Source organism: Streptomyces sp. DSM 118878 (assembly GCF_052936595.1).
Genome location: NZ_CP193622.1, coordinates 677275 through 693838 on the forward strand (window position 1 = coordinate 677275; position 16564 = coordinate 693838).

Sequence of the window (16564 nt, forward strand, 5' to 3'; positions counted from 1 at the left end):
GGGTGGTGCTACTTCAGCGCCTTGGCGAACTCCGGGACGACCTTGTCCAGGGCGTAGGAGACGGAGAGGACCGAGTCCGTGGCGAACGCGGAGCTGAGGTCCGACTTCGGTTCGAAGACGACGTCGTGACCGGCCTTGACGGCGGGGATGTCCTGGTAGAGCGGGTCATTCTCGATCTTCGAGGCCGGGAGGCCGATCGGCGCCATGACCAGCAGGCCCGAGTCGAGCATGTCGAGGCTCTCCCGGGAGACCTCGACCGAGAAGGACTTGCCCTTCTTGGCTTCGACCTCGGGATTGTTCTTGAAGCCGAGCCGCTCCAGGAAGTCGACGCGGCCGCTGCCGCTCACATAGGCGCCGTAGCCGACGCTGGTGCGCGAACCCGCCGTGACGGTCTTGCCCTTGAACTCGGGGTGCGCCGCGGTGGCGGCCTTGAACTTCTTCTCCGTGCCGGCGATCAGCTTCTCGCCCTTGTCGTGCAGGCCGAGGGCGTCCGCGACCATCGTGGTCTGCGTCTCCCAGTTGGTGAGGTACTGCTCGCCGCCCTTGGGCACGCCGATGGTGGGTGCGATCTTGCTCAGGGTGTCGTACCGCTTCTGGTCGCCGCTGGACTTGGTGTCCAGGATCAGGTCGGGCTTGAGGGAGGCGATCTTCTCGTACTCGGGCTCCAGCGTGCCGATCTTCGTCGGGCTCTTCTTGTACAGGCCCTTCGCCCACGGCCCGACGCCGTCGCCGCCGAAGGCCAGCCAGTCGCTGGCGCCGACGGGCTGGACGCCGAGGGCCAGTGCGGTCTCCGCGTCGCCCCATCCGAGCGCCACCACACGCTGCGGCTTCTCCTTCACCGAGATGTCGCCGAACTTGGTGGCCACCTTGACGGGGAACCCGGCGTTCGACGCCGAGCCGCCCTCGTCGGCGGAGTCGTCGGAGGACGAGCAGGCGGTGAGGCCGCCGGTGAGGGCCACGGCCGCCACCAGCGCGGCGGCGGAGCGGCGCCGCGAGAACAGCGACTTGAGACTGAAAGACATGGGGGTAAGGCTCCTAAGGTGCGGTGTGGACGCCGTCAGCCGACGCGGTGGCGTCCGATCGGGACGATGAGTGGTGTGCCCGAGACCGGGTCGGGGACGAGCGAAGAGCGCATCCCGAAGGCCTGGTTGACCAGTTCCTCGGTGACGACGTCCCGCGGGGCGCCCTCGGCGATCACGCGGCCGTCCCGCATGGCGACGAGATGGTCGGCGTAGCGGCAGGCGAGGTTGAGGTCGTGCAGGACCACGACGATCGTGGTGCCGTGCTCCTCGTTGAGGTCGACCAGGAGGTCGAGCACGTCCAGTTGATGGCTGACGTCGAGGTAGGTGGTCGGCTCGTCGAGCAGCAGGATGTCGGTGCGCTGGGCCAGCGCCATGGCGATCCACACCCGCTGCCGCTGGCCGCCCGACAGTTCGTCCACCGGGCGTCCCGCGAGGTCGAGGACGTCCGTGGCGAGGAGCGCGTCGGCGACCGCCGCGTCGTCCTCGGCGGTCCAGCGCCGGAACCAGCCCTGGTGCGGGTACCGGCCGCGGCCCACCAGGTCGCTCACCGTGATGCCGTCGGGAGCCACCGGGGTCTGCGGCAGGATGCCGAGGTGGGCCGCGACCTCGCGGGTCGGCATCGCGTGGATGCTGCGGCCGTCGAGCAGCGCGCTGCCGGAGGTCGGTGTCAGGAGCCGGGCCATGGCGCGCAGCAGCGTCGACTTGCCGCAGGCGTTGGGGCCCACGATCATCGTGATGCGGCCGGGCGGGATGTCCAGGTTCAGCCCGTGGACGACCTCGCGGCCGTCGTAGCCGAGGTGGATGTCCCGGGTGCCGAGGGTGTGGCCGCCGGGGCCTGCGCCGCCCGTCTCGCTCGTGCCCTGCGCGTCAGGCATGCCGCCGCCCTCACCCCTGTCCCGGTCCATGCTCGTGTCCATGCCCTTGTCCGTGTCGCTGTCCATGTGCGTGTCCGTGCCGATGTGTTTCTCCGTCACCGTCAGCCGGCCCTTCCCGTGCGATTGGCGCGGGCCAGCAGCCAGAGCAGGTACGGGGCGCCGATCAGGCTCGTGACCACCCCTACGGGGAACTGGCTGGACCACAGCAGATGCTGCGCCGCGAAGTCGGCGGCGATCACCAGCAGGGCGCCGGTGAGCGCGGCGGGCACCAGTGCGGCGCCCGAGCCCGGTACGAGGCGCCGGGCCACCGGCGCCGACACGAACGCGACGAACGCGACCGGTCCCGCCGCCGCCGTGGCGACCCCGGCGAGCGCGACCGCGCAGCCGAGCAGGGCGAGGCGGCCGCGGCCCACGCGGGTGCCGAGCCCGGCCGCGGTGTCGTCGCCGAGCTGGAGCGCGCCCAGGTCGCGGGCGGCGAGGGCGGTCAGCGGCAGCAGGACGACCAGGGCGCCGAGCAGCGGCCACACCTGCTCCAGGGTGCTGCCATTGAGGCTGCCGGTGAGCCACACGAGGGCGTTCTGCGCCTCGGTCACCTCGGAGTTGGTGAGGAGGTACGAGGTGACGCTGGACAGGCCCGCGCCGATGCCGATGCCGACCAGGACGAAGCGCTGGCCCGAGACGTTGCGGCTCCAGGCGAAGGCGTAGATGGCGGCGGCGCTCAGCAGCGCCCCGGCGAGCGCGGCGGCGGACAGCGCGATGCCGCTCACCGCGAACCCGAGCGAGGCGAGCACGGCGGCGGCGCTCGCGCCCTGGCTGATGCCGATCACGTCCGGGCTGGCGAGCGGATTGCGCAGCAGTGCCTGGAACAGCGCTCCCGCGAGGCCGAAGGCGACGCCGACGAGCAGGCCGAGCAGTACGCGCGGAAGGCGCAGCTCCACGACGATGAAGTGGGTGCCGAGGTCGCCGCCGCCGGTCAACGCGCCGATGACGTCGCCGAGCGGTACGGACATGTCGCCGAAGCTCAGGGCGGCGCAGAACACGGCGGCGATCGCCGCCAGCAGGATCACCTGGACCAGCGCCCCGCGTGCGCGTCGGGCCCGCCGCACGGCGTGGACGCGCTCCACCGCCTCGGCGCGCCCGGCTTCGGTCACGGTACTCACGGCACCCCGCTCACTCATCGTTCGTAGGCCTTGTCCGTCGTTCTCGTTCACAGCGGAGTCCGTCGCTCGGTTCACAGCTCGGACAGCTTCCTGCGGCGCACGAGGAGGACGAACGGGATGGCGCCGATCGCGGCGGTCACGATGCCGGCCTGGACCTCGCCGGGCGGGGCGATCACACGTCCCACGATGTCCGCGGTCAACAGCAGTACGGGGGCGATCAGCGCGCTGTACGGCAGGACCCACCGGTAGTCGGGGCCGGTGAACACCCGGGCGGCGTGCGGTACGACGAGGCCGAGGAACGCGATGGGCCCGGCGACGACGGTCGCGGCACCGCAGAGCAGGACCACGGCCACGCCGCAGGCTGCCCTGGCCAGGCCGATCCGCTGGCCGAGGCCGCGCGCGAGGTCGTCGCCGAGGGACAGGGCGTTGAGGCGGGGCCCGAGGAGCAGCGCCAAGACGGTGCCGACGGCGATGAACGGCAGTGCCTGCCACAGCACGGGGGCCTCGCGCCCGGTGAGCGAGCCGACCTGCCAGAAGCGATACTGGTCGTACGACTTCGAGTCGGTGAGCAGCATCGACGTGGTGAGGGACAGCAGCGCCGCACCGGTGGCCGCGCCCGCGAGCGCCAGTTTGACGGGCGTGGCCCCCTCCCTGCCCATCGAGCCGATGCCGAACACGACGAGCGAGGCGACCAGGGCGCCGAGGAAACCGAACCAGATGTAGTGGCCGGGGTCGGACATGCCGAGGATGCTGATGGCGAAGACGACGGCGGCGGACGCCCCTGAGTTGACCCCGAGGACGCCCGGGTCGGCGAGGGGGTTGCGGGCGACGCCCTGCATCACCGTTCCCGCGAGGCCCAGGGCGACGCCGGCGAGCAGCCCGGCGGCGGTGCGCGGGATGCGTACCTCCCGCAGGATGAGCTGGCCCTTGTCGGTGAGGTCAGGATCGAGGATGGCGGGCAGCAGATCGTCGGCGCCCACGCTTCCGGCGCCGACCATCAGGCTGGCGAAGACGGCGAGTACGAGCAGGACGAGCAGGAGGAGGAGTCCGGCGCCGAGGGCGGGCGCGCCGCGTCCGCCGCGGGCCACCGCGTCCGTGACGGAAGCCGTGGGGGGCGCGGGGGCCTTGGGATCCGTGGTCCCGATGGCCGGTGTTCTCGTGCTCCGGCTCATCAGCCGACTGCCCCTTCTCGCGGCAGGGGGCACCTCTCACCTGCCAGTTCCATTCCAGTAAGGTGAGCCTAACATTACATATCAGCCACTCTGAGGACCGCCTGTGCCTGACGCCGTGATATCCGCAACCGCCGTCCCCGCGTCCGGCGGCCCGGCCCCCGCACCCGGCTCCACGCGGGAGCCCCGCCCGGCGGGTTGGCGGGAGCTCGCCTCCGACGAGGAGCTGAGCGAGCTGCTCGGCGCCCCGCACCCGATCGTCATCGACAAGGTGCACGACGAACTGACCGAGGACGACCTGGGCATACTCGCCCGCTCCCCCTTCTGCGTGCTGTCCACGTCGGATGCGGACGGCAACTGCGACTCCTCGCCGCGAGGCGACACCATGGGCTTCGTCCACGTCCTCGACGCGCGCACGGTGGCCATCCCCGACCGCCCCGGCAACCGGCGCGGCGACAGCCTGCGCAACATCCTCGTCAACCCCCGCGTCGGCCTGCTCCACCTCGTGCCCGGCGGCGCCGACGTGCTGCGCCTCAACGGCCGGGCGCGGATTCTCACCGACGCCCCGTTCTTCGACGCGATGGCCGCCGATGGCCGGCGCCCACAGCTCGCCGTCGTCGTCGAGATCGACGAGATATTCCGCCACTGCCCGGCGTCACTGCGGCGGGCCGGCCTGTGGCAGCCGGAGACGTGGCCGCAGGACGTACCGCGCGGCTGAAGCTCAGCGGCCGCGGCGGACGTACCGGCGGAAGGGCCCGCCACGGCAAGGGGAGGAAGACACAGGGTGCCTTCGCCGTGGCGGGCCCCGAAAGGGGGAGGCGGGGTCAGGCGGTGTGCAGCCTCAGGCCGTAGCGGTTGAGGATCTCGTTGACCGGCTGGTGCCAGGTCTCACCGCCGCCGGAGCAGTTGCCCCAGCCTCCGGAGGTGACACCCTGCGCCTGGTCACCGCTGATGAAGGAGCCGCCGGAGTCGCCGGGCTCCGCGCAGACGCTGGTCTTGGTCATCTCGTGGACCGCGCCCTGGCTGTAGTTGACGGTCTCGTTGGTGGCGAGCACCCTGCCGCAGTGCCAGTGCGTCGTGGAGCCCGAGCGGCAGACGGACGCGCCGATGGGCGCGACCGCGGAACCCCGCACCAACTGGTCGGAGACCGTGCCCCAGCCGAGCACGACGGGCACCGTCCACCAGCCGTTGCCCACGTTGACCCAGGAGTAGTCGTTGCCCGGGAAGGACGAGCCCTGGAAGTTGCCGATGGTCGAGTTGTCCCAGCCGCGGACCTGCGCGCCCGTCCGGCCGCAGTGGCCGGCCGAGACGAAGCCGCCGTGGACGGAGAAGCCTATGGAGCAGCGGACGTTGCCGGTGTAGTACGGGTCGCCGCCGACCGTGCCCGCGGCGAAGGTGCGCGGCGCCTCACTCACTTCCCGGACGGTGACGGGTCCGGCCTTCTCGGCCCGTTCGACGAAGGTGCGGACATCGTTGTCAGCCCGGCGGGACGCGACGACGTTCACGGTGACGCTGTTCGCGCGCGGGTCGACGTGCCAACTGCTCACGCCCTTGGGCGCCTTGAGGGCGTCGATCTTCTTCTTGGCGCCGTCGAGCCGCCGCGCGGAGTGTGCCACCACCGTGACGTCGGCGCCGGCCGTCCGTACCTCGTCGGCCTTCGCCCTGTCCGTGAGGGCGACCGTCAGCCTGCCCGCCGAGGCGTCGAACCAGGAGCCGCCGTAGGCGGACCCGGCCGCCTCGCGCGCCTCGCCCTCGACCGCGGTCGCCTTCTTCTCCGCCGCGAGCCGCCGCACGGCTTCGCCCTTCGAGAGGCCGAGGTCCTTCTGCATCGCGGTCAGGAGGGCGGCCGACGCCGGTGCGGCGGCCTTGGGGGACGTGGAGTCGGCCGCCGAGGCGGAGGGGAGGCCGACGGTGGCGGCGGCGCCCAGGAACAGGGCACATACTCCCGCGCCGAGGGCGGTTCTGCGGCGCCCGGCGGAAGCGGTGGTGGGGTGGGGGTGCGTCAGGTGTCTCAAGGCGGATGGCCCTTCTGTCGTTCCAGCTCAGTGGGGTGGAACAGGAGACGAGAACCGAGAACGCCGGGAGAGAGCGCTCTCAGAGCGTGCCGGTCGGAGCGTAACGGTCCGGTGTAGCCAGGTCCATGCCAAGAAATACGTAGGTGTGAAGTGGCCGGAAACCGTGTGCCGCGTACGAGGGCCAAGGGAGGGGGCAGGGACCCGCTACGGATGCAGCACGCTCCACGTCACGGCGTCCACGACACCGGTGGAGGGCTTGGAGAACTGTAGTTGCAGATGTTCGACGGAGGCCCGGGTCACCTCTTCGAAGACGCCGCTGCGCGGGACGTTCTGGTAGCGGTAGACCTCGTTCAGAACGCACTGGAGGTGCCGCACGGCCTCCCCCGTGCTGCCCATCTGGAGGGTCGGGTGCGAACCCAGGTACATGCACAGCCGCCACTCGGCGACCGTCGCCGCCGTGGAACCCGCGGTCGCGGTGCCCGCGGAGCCCACCGCCAGGACGGCGGCGGCCACCACCGTCGCGGCGGCCGTACGGATCGTGTGTCCGGTCTTCATCGCAGCTCCTTCTCGTTTCGCCGACAGGGGTGGGAACCGTTCGTCAGTACCAGGGGCAGCGCGGCAATCCGGCCACCGGATGCGACATGCCGGCGCCGAGCTGGACCACCTCGGCCGGGACGTTGCCCCAGCCCTTGATGTAGGGCAGGTCGCCCACCCGGTCGCCCTGCGTGTAGTACCAGACGTCGTTGCCCTGGGTGTCCTTCGGGCCGATGCTGTAGCAGGTGAACCAGGAGGGTGACAGGAGCAGCCACCCCGTGACCGGCGCGCTGAACGTGGGCCTGCCGTACAGGTCCGCCGGGAGGTTGTCGCAGTACAGCGCCTTGGTGAACGTGTTGCCGATGGTGTCGCGCAGAACGACGCCGTCCTGCATCGCGCAGGTGGACCGCGCGTCGGCGTGCGCGGGGGTGGCCGCGAGGGTCGGACCCAGCAGCGCGCCGACGGCCATGGCGACGGCGGCGGCACGGGCGGCGAGGAGCGGACGGGCCGGTCTCCGTTTCACGGCGTACTCCTGACGGGTCTGACGGGCCTGACGGGCCTGACGGATCTGACGGACCTGACGGACCTGACGGACCTGACGGACCTGACGGGTCGACACGTGCCGTACGGGGCAGTGGCGGACGCGCGGATGCCGGTCATGACCAGGAGCACTTGGTCAGCCCGGGGAAGGGGTGCTGGGGCGCCTCGACCATGTCGGCGGGCATGTAGCCCCACGCCTTGACCTTGGGAGAGGTCACGATCTGGTCGCCCTGGGTGTAGTACCAGATGTTGTTGCCCATGTAGTCGGAGCCCTCTTTCCAGCACACGAACCAGTGCGGGCTGAACCGCATGGTGCCGATGACCGGGCTGGTGGAGCGCGACTGGATGCGCACCGAACCGGGGGTGAGGTCGCACCACAGATCCCCGGTGAAACCCATCCCGGTCCAGTCCACATGCGGCTCGCCCGGCCGCAGCCAGCACTCCGCCTCGGCACCCGCTCGGGCACCCGCTCCGACGCCGGGCGCCGCCGAGGCGGGCGCGGTGAGTGCCGCGCACAGCAGTGCGGCGGCTGCCAGCTGTCCCGCGACGCCACGCAGCCGCCGCTCGGGTCTTCCGCTCATGGTGAGTACACCCCTCGTCTGGTCGACAGAATCCGGCCGTGCCCAGCGGTACGGGGCCGATGGTGGCCGCCCCGGCTGACGCACCCCTGACGAACCCGCCTGCCGTGACCCCTCGCGGCACTGTCAGACGCGCGTCAGAGTCCTGTGCGACGCTCCGCGCCGGAAGACTCCGGCACATGGGCACATGGGCACATGGGCACATGGGCACATCCGAGGGGGAATCATGCGAAGACCGGGAAGCGGACATCAGGCGCGCCATGGACGTCTCGCGCGGCACGGACGTGGGCACGCCGCCCTGATCGCCGTCACCGCCCTGCTGTTCACGCTGACGGGCCTGGGCGGAACGTCGGGCACCGCGCGGGCCGCCACGTCGGACATCAACATCGTCGCCAAGCACAGCGGCATGTGCCTGGAACCCCCTTCCGCGACCGAGGGCGAGGTGATCACCCAGCGCCGGTGCGCCGGACGCAAGAACGCGCTGTGGACGCTGCGGACCTCCTCCCTCGGTGGCGGTTCGTACCAGCTCGTCAACGCCTACAGCGGCAAGTGCATGACCGTCGAGGATTCGAGCCCCGCGGTCGGCGCCCTCGTACGGCAGCAGACCTGCGGCAGCCGGCCCGGCGCCAGCTTCACCTTCGGCGAGACCGACGACGGGGTCTGGCTACAGCCCAAATCAGCGCCCTCGCTCTGCCTGGAGGTCACCGGCTCCGCCCTCATCGACGGCGCCCAACTGCGCCAGTGGAGCTGCGACCGGCAGCCCGGGTCCGTCTTCTCGCAGGAGCGCTACGCGGGTCCCGTCCTTGGCTGGGCGAAGATCCGGCCGGCCGGCGCGCCCTCCCTCTGCGTCACCGAGGGCCGCGACCGCAAGGGCCTCTACCAGAGCGCCGTCGCCGTCCAGCGTGACTGCGCCCAGGCCACTTTGCCGCGCACCTACCTCGAAGAGGTCGGCGCGGGACGCTACCGCATCCAGTGGCACCACCCCGAGTTCGGCATCGGCTGCCTGACCGTCATGAACGGGGGCCCGGTGCCCGGCATGCTCGAACCGTGGGACGCCTGCGCCGCCGCCACGGTCTTCCTCGTCGAAGCCGTCGAAACCCCGGTCCCCGGCGGCTTCCGCATCCGCGAGGAGTCCACGGGCCAGTGCGTCGGCATGGCGGGCGGGGGCACCTCCGCGGGTGTGGAGGTGACGCGCCAGGCGTGTACGTCGGCCGTCTCACAGGAGTTCTTCATCGACCCGGAGTGAGTTTCACCCCGGAGCCGGCGTCGGCCGCGGGCCCGGGAGCCTGGCCCCGCCTACCGGAATAGGCGCACACAGACTCGTACCGCTGCCGGATATCGCGAGGGCTCCGCGAGGTCTAGCGTGGTGGAACAAGGATGACGGCCGCATTGCGACGGCCTCGCTCCTTGGTCCCCGGCCCCCGGACGCGTCCCTGGCCCTCCATCACCCCGGAGGTATCCGCGTTTCGGCACTCCCCCCCGGCGACTCCTCTCGCTTTTCATCCGTCTTCCCGTACACACTCAGGCCCTGCTTGGCCGGACCCGTGCGCCGACAACACGGGCCCGGTCCTCCAACCCTTCCGGTCTGTCCCAACGGGGCTCACTCCCGCGCGCCCCGACAGCCGAAGGGTTACCGCGGCGCCGCCATGGTGGGGAGCCACGGCGGCGCCGCGACGACGTCCGCGTACCGCCGCTGCCCGGACTTCCTCGCGTCGCCGAGCGGCCGGCTCACCGCCGCGCCGACCGGCTCACCCGGGCGGCGATGGTGCGCGCGCACACCATGGATTCGGTGTGGGTCGTGTCGACCTCGATGTCGTAGGCCACGCCGTCGTGCACCGTGTCCGCCTGCGATGCCGCCATCCCCTTGGCGCGGTCGCCGCGTGCGACCCCGCGGTCCTCTGCGACCGCGCTCTCACACCGCACACCGACCCACAGCACCTCCACGTCGTCCAGTCTCTTCAGCCACCGCCGCTGCGACGCCGCCCCGCCGAGGAAGACGTCGTCGATGATGATCCTGGCGCCCGCGCGGGCCATGGCGACGATGCCTTCCGTCCAGGCCTCCTCCAGGGTCCGGAAGTCCTCGCCGACGCTCACCGAGCCGTCCGCCGTGACCTCGATGCCCTCCTGTGACGCCCGCATCCTCGCGGGCATCGACTCGACGAAGGAATCGCAGCCGAACGCCAGCCACGGTTCGGGCAGCACGTCTTGCAGGCACCGCACGATGCCGGACTTTCCGGAGCTGGAACCGCCGTTGAGAATGATCATCCGTGTCGCCATTCCGCCACATTAGGCCTTCTCCGTACGGTCGCGGGGCCGGTGGTTCAGCCGGTGCCGGGGCTGCACACCGTCGCCGATCACCGCCACGCGGCGCCCGTCGGCCCGCATCCGGCGCATCAGTTCCGCCTTCTCCTCGCGCGAGCACCGCGCCCGTACGTCGTCGATGCCGAGCTCGGCGGCGACGGCGCGGGCGGGCACCGCCCCGGAGACGGTCAGCCGGGTGTCGGCGGCCGTCATCCGCGCATCCCACCCATGCCGGGCATCTCCTCGGCGTCGTCGCCGGCCGGTCGCGGTCGGGGTGGTACAGGAGTCGGGGCGGTACAGGAGTTGGGGCGGTACAGGAGTCGGGGCGGTACAGGAGTCGGGGCGGCGGGATACAGAGTTCCCGCCCGTGGGAGTGTTCCAGCTCATACGCCCCGCCGAGGGCGGTCCCTGCCGCTCGCGGTGGCGGGATCACGCGCTACACCGCCCCCGGGAGCACCTCGCACTCCTCCGGCGTGCGTGGCCCGTGGTCCGCCTCCGTCAGGAGGCCGTGCGCGCGCAGCAGTTCGGCGACGGCGACACCCCACGGCAGCTTCAGGCCCGCCCGCGCCAGGAGGTCCCGGTCGGCCAGCGTCGCCGCGGCCGGGCCCGTGCGGACCCCGGAGGGGGTGAGCAGCGCCGCGTCGTCGGCCCAGCGCAGGGCCAGGTCCACGTCGTGGGTGGCCATCACCACGGTCGTCCCCGCGTCCCGCAGGCCCCGCAGGGTGGTGAGGAGGCGCTCCTGGCCGTCGGGGTCCAGGCCCGCCGTCGGCTCGTCGAGGATCAGTACGCGCGGGCGCATCGCCACGGCGCCCGCGATGGCCGTGCGCTTGCGCTGGCCGTAGGAGAGCAGGTGGGTGGGCCGGTCGGCCAGCGCGGCGATGTCGAGGGCGGCCAGCGACTCGGCGACCCGCGCCCGCACCTCGGCGTCGGGCAGCCCGAGGTTCAGCGGGCCGAAGGACACGTCCTGCTCGACGGAGGCGGCGAACAACTGGTCGTCGGGGTCCTGCACGACGAGCTGCACGGTGGTACGCAGCCGGGTCAGCCCCTTGCGGTCGTACCTCACCGGGACACCGCCGAGCGTCAACTCGCCCTCGCTGGGCCGGAGTCCGCCGCTGAGCAGCCGCATGAGGGTGGTCTTGCCGCTGCCGTTGCGCCCGAGCAGGGCGAGGGCGCGTCCCTCGGCGACGTCGAAGTCCAGGCCGCTGAGCACGGCGGGCCCCTCTTCGTACGCGTAGGACGCCGCGCGCAGCGCCACCAGGGGCTCGCTCATGGAAGGAACCTTTCCAGTACGAGGGTGAGGGCGATCAGGCCCAGGAGAAGGACCGCGACGGCGGCCACGAAGGGCCGGGAGACCTTCGCCTCGGGCACGAGCACCCGCAGCGTGCCGTCGTAGCCGCGCCCGGCGAGCCCTGCCTGGAGCCGTCCCGCCCGGTCGAAGGCGCGCACGAACGCGGTGGCGCCGAGCCCCGCGAGCGACCGCCAGGCGGCGGCTCTGGTGGTGTGGCCGAGCCGCGCCGCCTGCGCCTGGCGGACGCGCCCCATGGAGTCCATGAGCAGGAAGCTCATCCGGTACGTCACGAGGGCGACGTCCACCACGGGCGCCGGCACCCCCGCCCCGACCAGGCGGGGCAGCAGGTCCGACAGGGGCGTGGTGAAGGCGAACAGCAGCACCCCCAGCGAGGCCGCCGAGGTCCGCAGCAGCAGCCCCCCGGCGCGCGCGGGGCCGCCTTCGGCGAACGTGACGAACCCGTCGGGGCCGCCGATCTGGACGAGCAGGGTCAGGGCTCCGGTGACGCAGAAGCCGAGCGGCACGCGGTAGGCGCGCCACAGCTTGCGGGGCGGTACGCCCGCGGGGCCGAGCAGCACCACGAGCGCGGTGACGAGGACGAGGGCCGCGCCCGGCCAGGGCGGCAGCGAGACGGCGAGGGCGGTGAGCCCGAGGCCGAGCACGGCCTTGTCCACGGGGTGACGGCGGCGCCAGCGGCTGCTGTGCGCCGCCGCGTCGATGGGCAGCACCGCCGATCAGACCTGCCCGGCCCCGGTGCGGCTGTCCGCCGCGTCGCCGGACACCTCATCGGACAGCTCATCGGACGGCTCGTCGGGCACCTCGTCGGACGGCTCGGTGTGGCCGTCCCGCACCCGTTCGCGCTCCGCGCCCTGGCGGCGCCCCCTGCGCAGCCCGAAGTAGTACGCGAGGACGCCGGCGCCGAGCGCTGCCTGAAGGGCGAAGAGCGCCGACTCGACCTCGCCGGACGGCGGTTCGTACAGCGGGGAGAACCAGGGCTCGTAGTCGGGGTCGATCTCGGTGATCGCCGTCTCGGCCTGGGCGTCGGCGCCCGCGAACGGCTCCTCCTTGTGGTCGCCGAGTCCCAGCACGAGCGGCAGGACCGCGAGGGCGGCGACGATGACGAGCAGCAGGGTGTTGATCTTCGCGTTCCGGCTCATCAGGCGTTGGCCCCCGTCTCGGTCCTGGTGCTGTCCGTGGCGGTGGCCGCGGCCGTCCGCTTGCGCTGGAGCAGTACGCCGAGCCGCGTGAGCTCTCCCTTGCTCGACTGCACGAGGAGCCGCATCACGAGGACGGTGAGCAGTCCCTCGCTGACCGCCAGCGGGATCTGGGTGACGGCGAAGATGCCGCCGAACTTGCCGAGCGCCCCGAGGAACCCGCTGCCGGGGTCGGGGAACGCCAGGGCGAGCTGGACGCTGGTGACGCAGTACGTGGACAGGTCGGCGACGAAGGCGCCGCAGAAGACCGCCGCCATGAGCGGCACGTCGTACCGCTTCAGGAGCCGGTAGACGGCGTATCCGGCCCAGGGCCCGACGATCGCCATGGAGAAGACGTTGGCGCCGAGCGTGGTGAGCCCGCCGTGGGCGAGCAGCAGTGCCTGGAACAGCAGCGTGATCGTGCCGAGCACCGCCATGATCGGCGGGCGGAACAGGATCGCGCCGAGGCCGGTGCCCGTCGGGTGGGAGCAACTCCCGGTGACCGACGGGATCTTCAGGGCGGACAGGACGAAGGTGAAGGCTCCGGACGCACCCAGGAGCAGCGTGCTCTCGGGGTGCTCCTTGACCTCACGTGTAAGGGAGCGGACTCCGTGGACGACGAACGGCGCGGACGCTACGCCCCAGGCGATCGCGTGCGCCGGCGGGAGGAAACCCTCGGCGATATGCATGGCTCAGCAGACCCTCTCCAGCACCTCGTGGATGGACAACGTGCCTTGGCCGGTCTCCTGGCTGACGGGTAGTACCGCCCGAACTCCGCCTTCCCGGGCGCGTGTGCGCCCAGTGGCTGCCGCGAGGGCTGGAGCCGGACATCCCGATCACAGTGGCGAGGGCCGCACCGGCATCACACCGGATTTCCCGAGCACCAAGGCGTGGTGACAGTAGTGCGCGAGATGGAGGCATGACAACTCACCCCCAGGTCATCGCGGTGTCCGGTGGCGTGCTCCGGCGCGCGGAAAGCGCGGGGCGCCCCCTCGGAGGTGAAGGGGCGCCCCGCGCTGTCAGGTGCGTGGCCAGACCGTGGTCAGGCCGTGGTCAGGCCGTGGTCAGGCCATGCTCACGCCGTGGTCAGCGGGTGTCGGTCTCACCGCCCGTCACGGCGAGGACCTCGCCCACGGTGAAGCTGGAGTCCCCGTCGGAGGCCAGATAGACGTAGGCGGGCGCGAGCTCCTCCGGCTGGGCGGGACGGCCCAGCGGGGTCTCGCTGCCGACCTGGGAGAGGCCGTCCTCGGGCATGTGCGGGTCGGCCGTGTTGAGGACCGTCCACACGGGTCCGGGGGCGACGACGTTGGCGCGGACGCCCCGCTTGGCGAGGTGGGGCGCGATCGACTTGGTGAAGGTGATCAGGGCCGCCTTCGAAGCCGCGTAGTCGATCATGGTGGTGCTGCCCTTCAGGGCTTCCTCCGTGGCCGTGGCGATGATCGCGTCGCCCGCGTCCAGGTGCGGCAGGCTCGCCATGACCAGGTGGAAGTAGGCGTACACGTTCGTCTTGAACGTGCGGTCCCAGTCCTCGGCGTTGAGCTGTTCGAGCTCCAGCTTGCTGTTCAGGTAGGCGGCGTTGTTGACCAGGATGTTCAGCGTCCCGAACTCCGCCACGGTGCGTGCCACGGCGTCGCGGCAGAAGTCGGCGTCGCTCACGTCGCCGGGCAGCAGCAGACAGGTGCGCCCGGCCTTCTCGACGAGCCGCTTGGTCTCTTCGGCGTCCTGCTGCTCCTCGGGCAGGTGGACGATGGCGACGTCGGCCCCTTCGCGCGCGTAGAGCCAGGAGATGGCCCGGCCGATCCCGGAGTCGCCGCCGGTGATCAGCGCGACCTTGTCGAGCAGTTTGTCGGCGGCCTTGTACCGCGGTGCCTCGTAGCGGGGCCGCGGGGACATGTCGGCCTCGACGCCGGGCGGCGGGCCGTGCTTGTCCCCCGGGAACGGAGGCGTCGGCTCGGACGTGACCTGCGGCGTGTCGTGGCCGCTCGTGCGGGCGTCGTGCTGGCCCTCTTGCATGGGGAGGCCTCCTGCGGGAGTCGGGGCATGGATGGTCGGTCACCGCGTGCCGCCCGGGATCGGTGACCCGGGTCGGGTGCCCGTGCCCCCCGGGGGACAAACGGTGCGAACGGCGCCCGGAGGGCCCCGAGCCACCGAGCCACCACGGGGCCGGGCCACCACGGGAACGCGGGACCGCGGGCCGGAGGTCAGCACGTGTCCTTCAGCACGTCGCAGGTGTGCTGGACCTCCTCCATCAGGCGGTTCGCCTCGACGACGAGGACTCCGTACGGGCGGGCCGGGTCGGCCAGCGGCAGGCCTGAGCGGGCCGCCTGCTCGGTCACCGCGCGGGCGCAGTCCTGGGCGTCGTCGGACAGTTCGCCCAGGTGCCGAGCCTGCTCGGCGAGGGAGGTCTCGCCGAGTACGGCGAGCACGTCGGTGATCTTCGAGATGCTTTCGAGGAAGTCGGCGTAGCTGCCGAAGAACGCGCCGTCGTCGAGCCTGCCCTCCTCCTGCTCGGTCCACTGGTCGAGGCTGCGGGTCAGCGACGAGACCTGGTACAGGGCACGCACCAGGGCTTCGAGGACCGCCCCGTAGCCCTCGAACGAGACATGGTCGCCCCGCTTCCTGCGCAACAGCAGCCGGGGGTTGTAGTAGAGGCTCTCCTCCGCCGTGCGGAAACCGTCCCGCGCCTGCGTGATCATGCCGCCGGTCTGCTCCGCCCTGCTGCGCCACTGGGCGCAGTGGTCGGCGTCGATCTCGTTCTCGCGCAGTACGGGATACATGTCGCTCACCAGGTCGCCGAGGGCGGCGGAGAGCGTGCGCAGGCCGGACTCCGCACTGCTGTACCGCATCGGCGGGGCGACCGTGAGGTTGACGATGACACCGATGCCGCAGCCGATCAGGACGAGGAGGACGATCTGCCCCAGCTGGGTGATCTTCTGGCTGTCGGAGGAGGCGAGGGCGTAGACGGAGAAGGCGAAGAACGCGCCGGTGGCGACCTGGGGGCCCTGGGAGCCGAGCGCGGGCCAGCGCCCGATGGTCAGGCCGATGACCGCCACGACCACGAACGTCAGCAGATCCGAGCCGATCATGGACCCCAGGGCCGCCACCATGGCCACGCCGACCGCCACGGCCGCCAGATAGCGCAGGGACTGGAGCAGCGACTGATAGACCGTCACCTGCATGATCAGCACCGCGGAGAACGGCGCGAAGGCGGGCGACGTCGTGTGCAGCACGTCGTAGGAGATGAACCAGGCCAGGGTCGCGGCCAGCGTGCTCTTGAAGATGAGCAGCAGGGTGTGACGCTCGTAGCCGGGTGTCGCCAGGGCCCGCTGCCACCACTGCCGCGCCCGGCCGGACCAGCGCCGGACAGCGCCCGGCATCCGCTGTCCCTCGTCCTCGCCGGCCATGCCCCGCTCCGTTCCGTACCGTTCCATTCCGCTCCCGCTGTTCCCGCATGCGGGGTTCCCAGCCGGAACGGTGTGACACGCGGAAATACCGGCCGCCGAATTCTCTTGGTGAGGCACGTTTATCTCGTCCATGGGCGGCCACGCGTAGAGGCAGCACACAATCCCGAACCACCGGAGGTGAGCGACATGGCCGCCAACGAGAAGAACCAGGCGAAGACCGAGCAGATCAGCGGAAAGGTCAAGGAGGCCGCCGGACGCGTCGTGGGCAATGAACGCCTCACCGCCAAGGGCCGTGCCGAACAGACCAAGGGTGACGCCCGTCAGGCCAAGGAGAAAATCAAGGACACCGGCAAGCACTGAGACCGGCGGCACATGATGGCGGGGCGCCCCCTTCACGCGAGGGGGCGCCCCGTCGCGTGCCCATCCCTGACCCCCGGGCCAAGCCTGACCCCCGGGCCAAGCCAAGATCATCGGCGGTGCAGAAT

The 16564-nt window shown here is 71.6% G+C and carries 19 protein-coding genes and 1 riboswitch; of the genes, 3 read left to right on the forward strand and 16 right to left on the reverse strand.

Features of this window, described 5'->3' with window-relative positions; all coding sequences use genetic code 11:
* Positions 1–8: 8 nt before the first annotated feature.
* From ACRAKF_RS02865 to ACRAKF_RS02880, 4 genes are all read right to left on the reverse strand, one after another.
* A complete protein-coding gene (locus tag ACRAKF_RS02865; RefSeq protein WP_447035128.1) occupies positions 9–1022 on the reverse strand; it encodes an iron-siderophore ABC transporter substrate-binding protein in 1014 nt (337 codons plus the stop codon).
* 35 nt (positions 1023–1057) lie between these two features.
* Positions 1058–1897: an ABC transporter ATP-binding protein gene (locus ACRAKF_RS02870; protein ID WP_447041775.1), complete on the reverse strand. Its 840-nt coding sequence runs from the start codon at positions 1895–1897 to the stop codon at positions 1058–1060.
* A gap of 101 nt (positions 1898–1998) precedes the next feature.
* The gene (locus ACRAKF_RS02875) at positions 1999–3075 is read right to left on the reverse strand and encodes a FecCD family ABC transporter permease (protein ID WP_447035130.1); all 1077 of its coding nucleotides are present in this window, start codon (positions 3073–3075) and stop codon (positions 1999–2001) included.
* A gap of 53 nt (positions 3076–3128) precedes the next feature.
* Complete coding sequence (locus tag ACRAKF_RS02880; protein ID WP_447035131.1) at positions 3129–4229, reverse strand: FecCD family ABC transporter permease; 1101 nt, start codon at positions 4227–4229, stop codon at positions 3129–3131.
* Positions 4230–4332: 103 nt separating this feature from the next.
* Between ACRAKF_RS02880 and ACRAKF_RS02885 the strand changes: the two genes are divergently transcribed.
* A complete protein-coding gene (locus tag ACRAKF_RS02885; RefSeq protein WP_447035133.1) occupies positions 4333–4944 on the forward strand; it encodes an MSMEG_1061 family FMN-dependent PPOX-type flavoprotein in 612 nt (203 codons plus the stop codon).
* Positions 4945–5050: 106 nt separating this feature from the next.
* On the opposite strand, the gene ACRAKF_RS02890 is transcribed toward ACRAKF_RS02885, so the two are convergent.
* The 4 genes from ACRAKF_RS02890 to ACRAKF_RS02905 form a co-directional block, all read right to left on the reverse strand.
* Entirely contained in the window at positions 5051–6241 is a 1191-nt protein-coding gene (locus ACRAKF_RS02890) for a S1 family peptidase (RefSeq protein ID WP_447035134.1), read from the reverse strand.
* Between the two features lie 204 nt (positions 6242–6445).
* Positions 6446–6796, reverse strand: a complete 351-nt coding sequence (locus tag ACRAKF_RS02895) for a peptidoglycan-binding domain-containing protein (protein ID WP_447035135.1) — start codon at positions 6794–6796, stop codon at positions 6446–6448.
* A gap of 43 nt (positions 6797–6839) precedes the next feature.
* Positions 6840–7298 (reverse strand): hypothetical protein, encoded by a 459-nt coding sequence (locus tag ACRAKF_RS02900; RefSeq protein ID WP_447035136.1) that lies wholly within the window; start codon positions 7296–7298, stop codon positions 6840–6842.
* Positions 7299–7431: 133 nt separating this feature from the next.
* Complete coding sequence (locus ACRAKF_RS02905; protein ID WP_447035137.1) at positions 7432–7896, reverse strand: hypothetical protein; 465 nt, start codon at positions 7894–7896, stop codon at positions 7432–7434.
* A 223-nt stretch (positions 7897–8119) separates the two neighbouring features.
* Between ACRAKF_RS02905 and ACRAKF_RS02910 the strand changes: the two genes are divergently transcribed.
* Complete coding sequence (locus tag ACRAKF_RS02910) at positions 8120–9139, forward strand: RICIN domain-containing protein (protein ID WP_447035138.1); 1020 nt, start codon at positions 8120–8122, stop codon at positions 9137–9139.
* Positions 9140–9621: 482 nt separating this feature from the next.
* On the opposite strand, the gene cpt is transcribed toward ACRAKF_RS02910, so the two are convergent.
* The 8 genes from cpt to ACRAKF_RS02950 form a co-directional block, all read right to left on the reverse strand.
* A complete protein-coding gene (gene cpt, locus ACRAKF_RS02915) occupies positions 9622–10170 on the reverse strand; it encodes a chloramphenicol phosphotransferase CPT (RefSeq protein ID WP_447035140.1) in 549 nt (182 codons plus the stop codon).
* A 9-nt stretch (positions 10171–10179) separates the two neighbouring features.
* Positions 10180–10407, reverse strand: coding sequence for a hypothetical protein (locus tag ACRAKF_RS02920; RefSeq protein ID WP_447035141.1), 228 nt, complete (start codon positions 10405–10407; stop codon positions 10180–10182).
* Between the two features lie 223 nt (positions 10408–10630).
* Entirely contained in the window at positions 10631–11464 is an 834-nt protein-coding gene (locus ACRAKF_RS02925; protein WP_447035142.1) for an ATP-binding cassette domain-containing protein, read from the reverse strand.
* Positions 11461–12210, reverse strand: coding sequence for a cobalt ECF transporter T component CbiQ (gene cbiQ / locus ACRAKF_RS02930; RefSeq protein ID WP_447035144.1), 750 nt, complete (start codon positions 12208–12210; stop codon positions 11461–11463). Before cbiQ ends, ACRAKF_RS02925 begins: the two co-directional genes overlap by 4 nt.
* A 6-nt stretch (positions 12211–12216) precedes the next feature.
* Entirely contained in the window at positions 12217–12639 is a 423-nt protein-coding gene (locus ACRAKF_RS02935; protein ID WP_447035145.1) for an energy-coupling factor ABC transporter substrate-binding protein, read from the reverse strand.
* Positions 12639–13364, reverse strand: a complete 726-nt coding sequence (locus ACRAKF_RS02940) for an energy-coupling factor ABC transporter permease (RefSeq protein ID WP_447035146.1) — start codon at positions 13362–13364, stop codon at positions 12639–12641. The genes ACRAKF_RS02935 and ACRAKF_RS02940 overlap by 1 nt, the downstream gene beginning before the upstream one ends.
* 30 nt (positions 13365–13394) lie before the next feature.
* Positions 13395–13578, reverse strand: a riboswitch (cobalamin riboswitch).
* A gap of 183 nt (positions 13579–13761) precedes the next feature.
* Positions 13762–14688, reverse strand: coding sequence for an SDR family oxidoreductase (locus ACRAKF_RS02945; protein ID WP_447035147.1), 927 nt, complete (start codon positions 14686–14688; stop codon positions 13762–13764).
* 188 nt (positions 14689–14876) lie between these two features.
* Positions 14877–16079: an FUSC family protein gene (locus tag ACRAKF_RS02950; RefSeq protein WP_447035148.1), complete on the reverse strand. Its 1203-nt coding sequence runs from the start codon at positions 16077–16079 to the stop codon at positions 14877–14879.
* Between the two features lie 186 nt (positions 16080–16265).
* Here ACRAKF_RS02950 and ACRAKF_RS02955 point away from each other — a divergent pair, with 186 nt between their 5' ends.
* Entirely contained in the window at positions 16266–16439 is a 174-nt protein-coding gene (locus ACRAKF_RS02955; RefSeq protein WP_447035149.1) for a CsbD family protein, read from the forward strand.
* Positions 16440–16564: the final 125 nt, after the last annotated feature.

Coding starts and splice junctions, on each gene's coding strand:
- ACRAKF_RS02865 (WP_447035128.1), bottom strand. CDS start 1,022: ATGTCTTTCAGTCTCAAGTCGCTGTTCTCGCGGCGCCGCTCCGCCGCC.
- ACRAKF_RS02870 (WP_447041775.1), bottom strand. CDS start 1,897: ATGCCTGACGCGCAGGGCACGAGCGAGACGGGCGGCGCAGGCCCCGGC.
- ACRAKF_RS02875 (WP_447035130.1), bottom strand. CDS start 3,075: ATGAGTGAGCGGGGTGCCGTGAGTACCGTGACCGAAGCCGGGCGCGCC.
- ACRAKF_RS02880 (WP_447035131.1), bottom strand. CDS start 4,229: ATGAGCCGGAGCACGAGAACACCGGCCATCGGGACCACGGATCCCAAG.
- ACRAKF_RS02895 (WP_447035135.1), bottom strand. CDS start 6,796: ATGAAGACCGGACACACGATCCGTACGGCCGCCGCGACGGTGGTGGCC.
- ACRAKF_RS02905 (WP_447035137.1), bottom strand. CDS start 7,896: ATGAGCGGAAGACCCGAGCGGCGGCTGCGTGGCGTCGCGGGACAGCTG.
- ACRAKF_RS02910 (WP_447035138.1), top strand. CDS start 8,120: ATGCGAAGACCGGGAAGCGGACATCAGGCGCGCCATGGACGTCTCGCG.
- cpt (WP_447035140.1), bottom strand. CDS start 10,170: ATGGCGACACGGATGATCATTCTCAACGGCGGTTCCAGCTCCGGAAAG.
- ACRAKF_RS02920 (WP_447035141.1), bottom strand. CDS start 10,407: ATGACGGCCGCCGACACCCGGCTGACCGTCTCCGGGGCGGTGCCCGCC.
- ACRAKF_RS02925 (WP_447035142.1), bottom strand. CDS start 11,464: ATGAGCGAGCCCCTGGTGGCGCTGCGCGCGGCGTCCTACGCGTACGAA.
- ACRAKF_RS02935 (WP_447035145.1), bottom strand. CDS start 12,639: ATGAGCCGGAACGCGAAGATCAACACCCTGCTGCTCGTCATCGTCGCC.
- ACRAKF_RS02940 (WP_447035146.1), bottom strand. CDS start 13,364: ATGCATATCGCCGAGGGTTTCCTCCCGCCGGCGCACGCGATCGCCTGG.
- ACRAKF_RS02945 (WP_447035147.1), bottom strand. CDS start 14,688: ATGCAAGAGGGCCAGCACGACGCCCGCACGAGCGGCCACGACACGCCG.
- ACRAKF_RS02950 (WP_447035148.1), bottom strand. CDS start 16,079: ATGGCCGGCGAGGACGAGGGACAGCGGATGCCGGGCGCTGTCCGGCGC.
- ACRAKF_RS02955 (WP_447035149.1), top strand. CDS start 16,266: ATGGCCGCCAACGAGAAGAACCAGGCGAAGACCGAGCAGATCAGCGGA.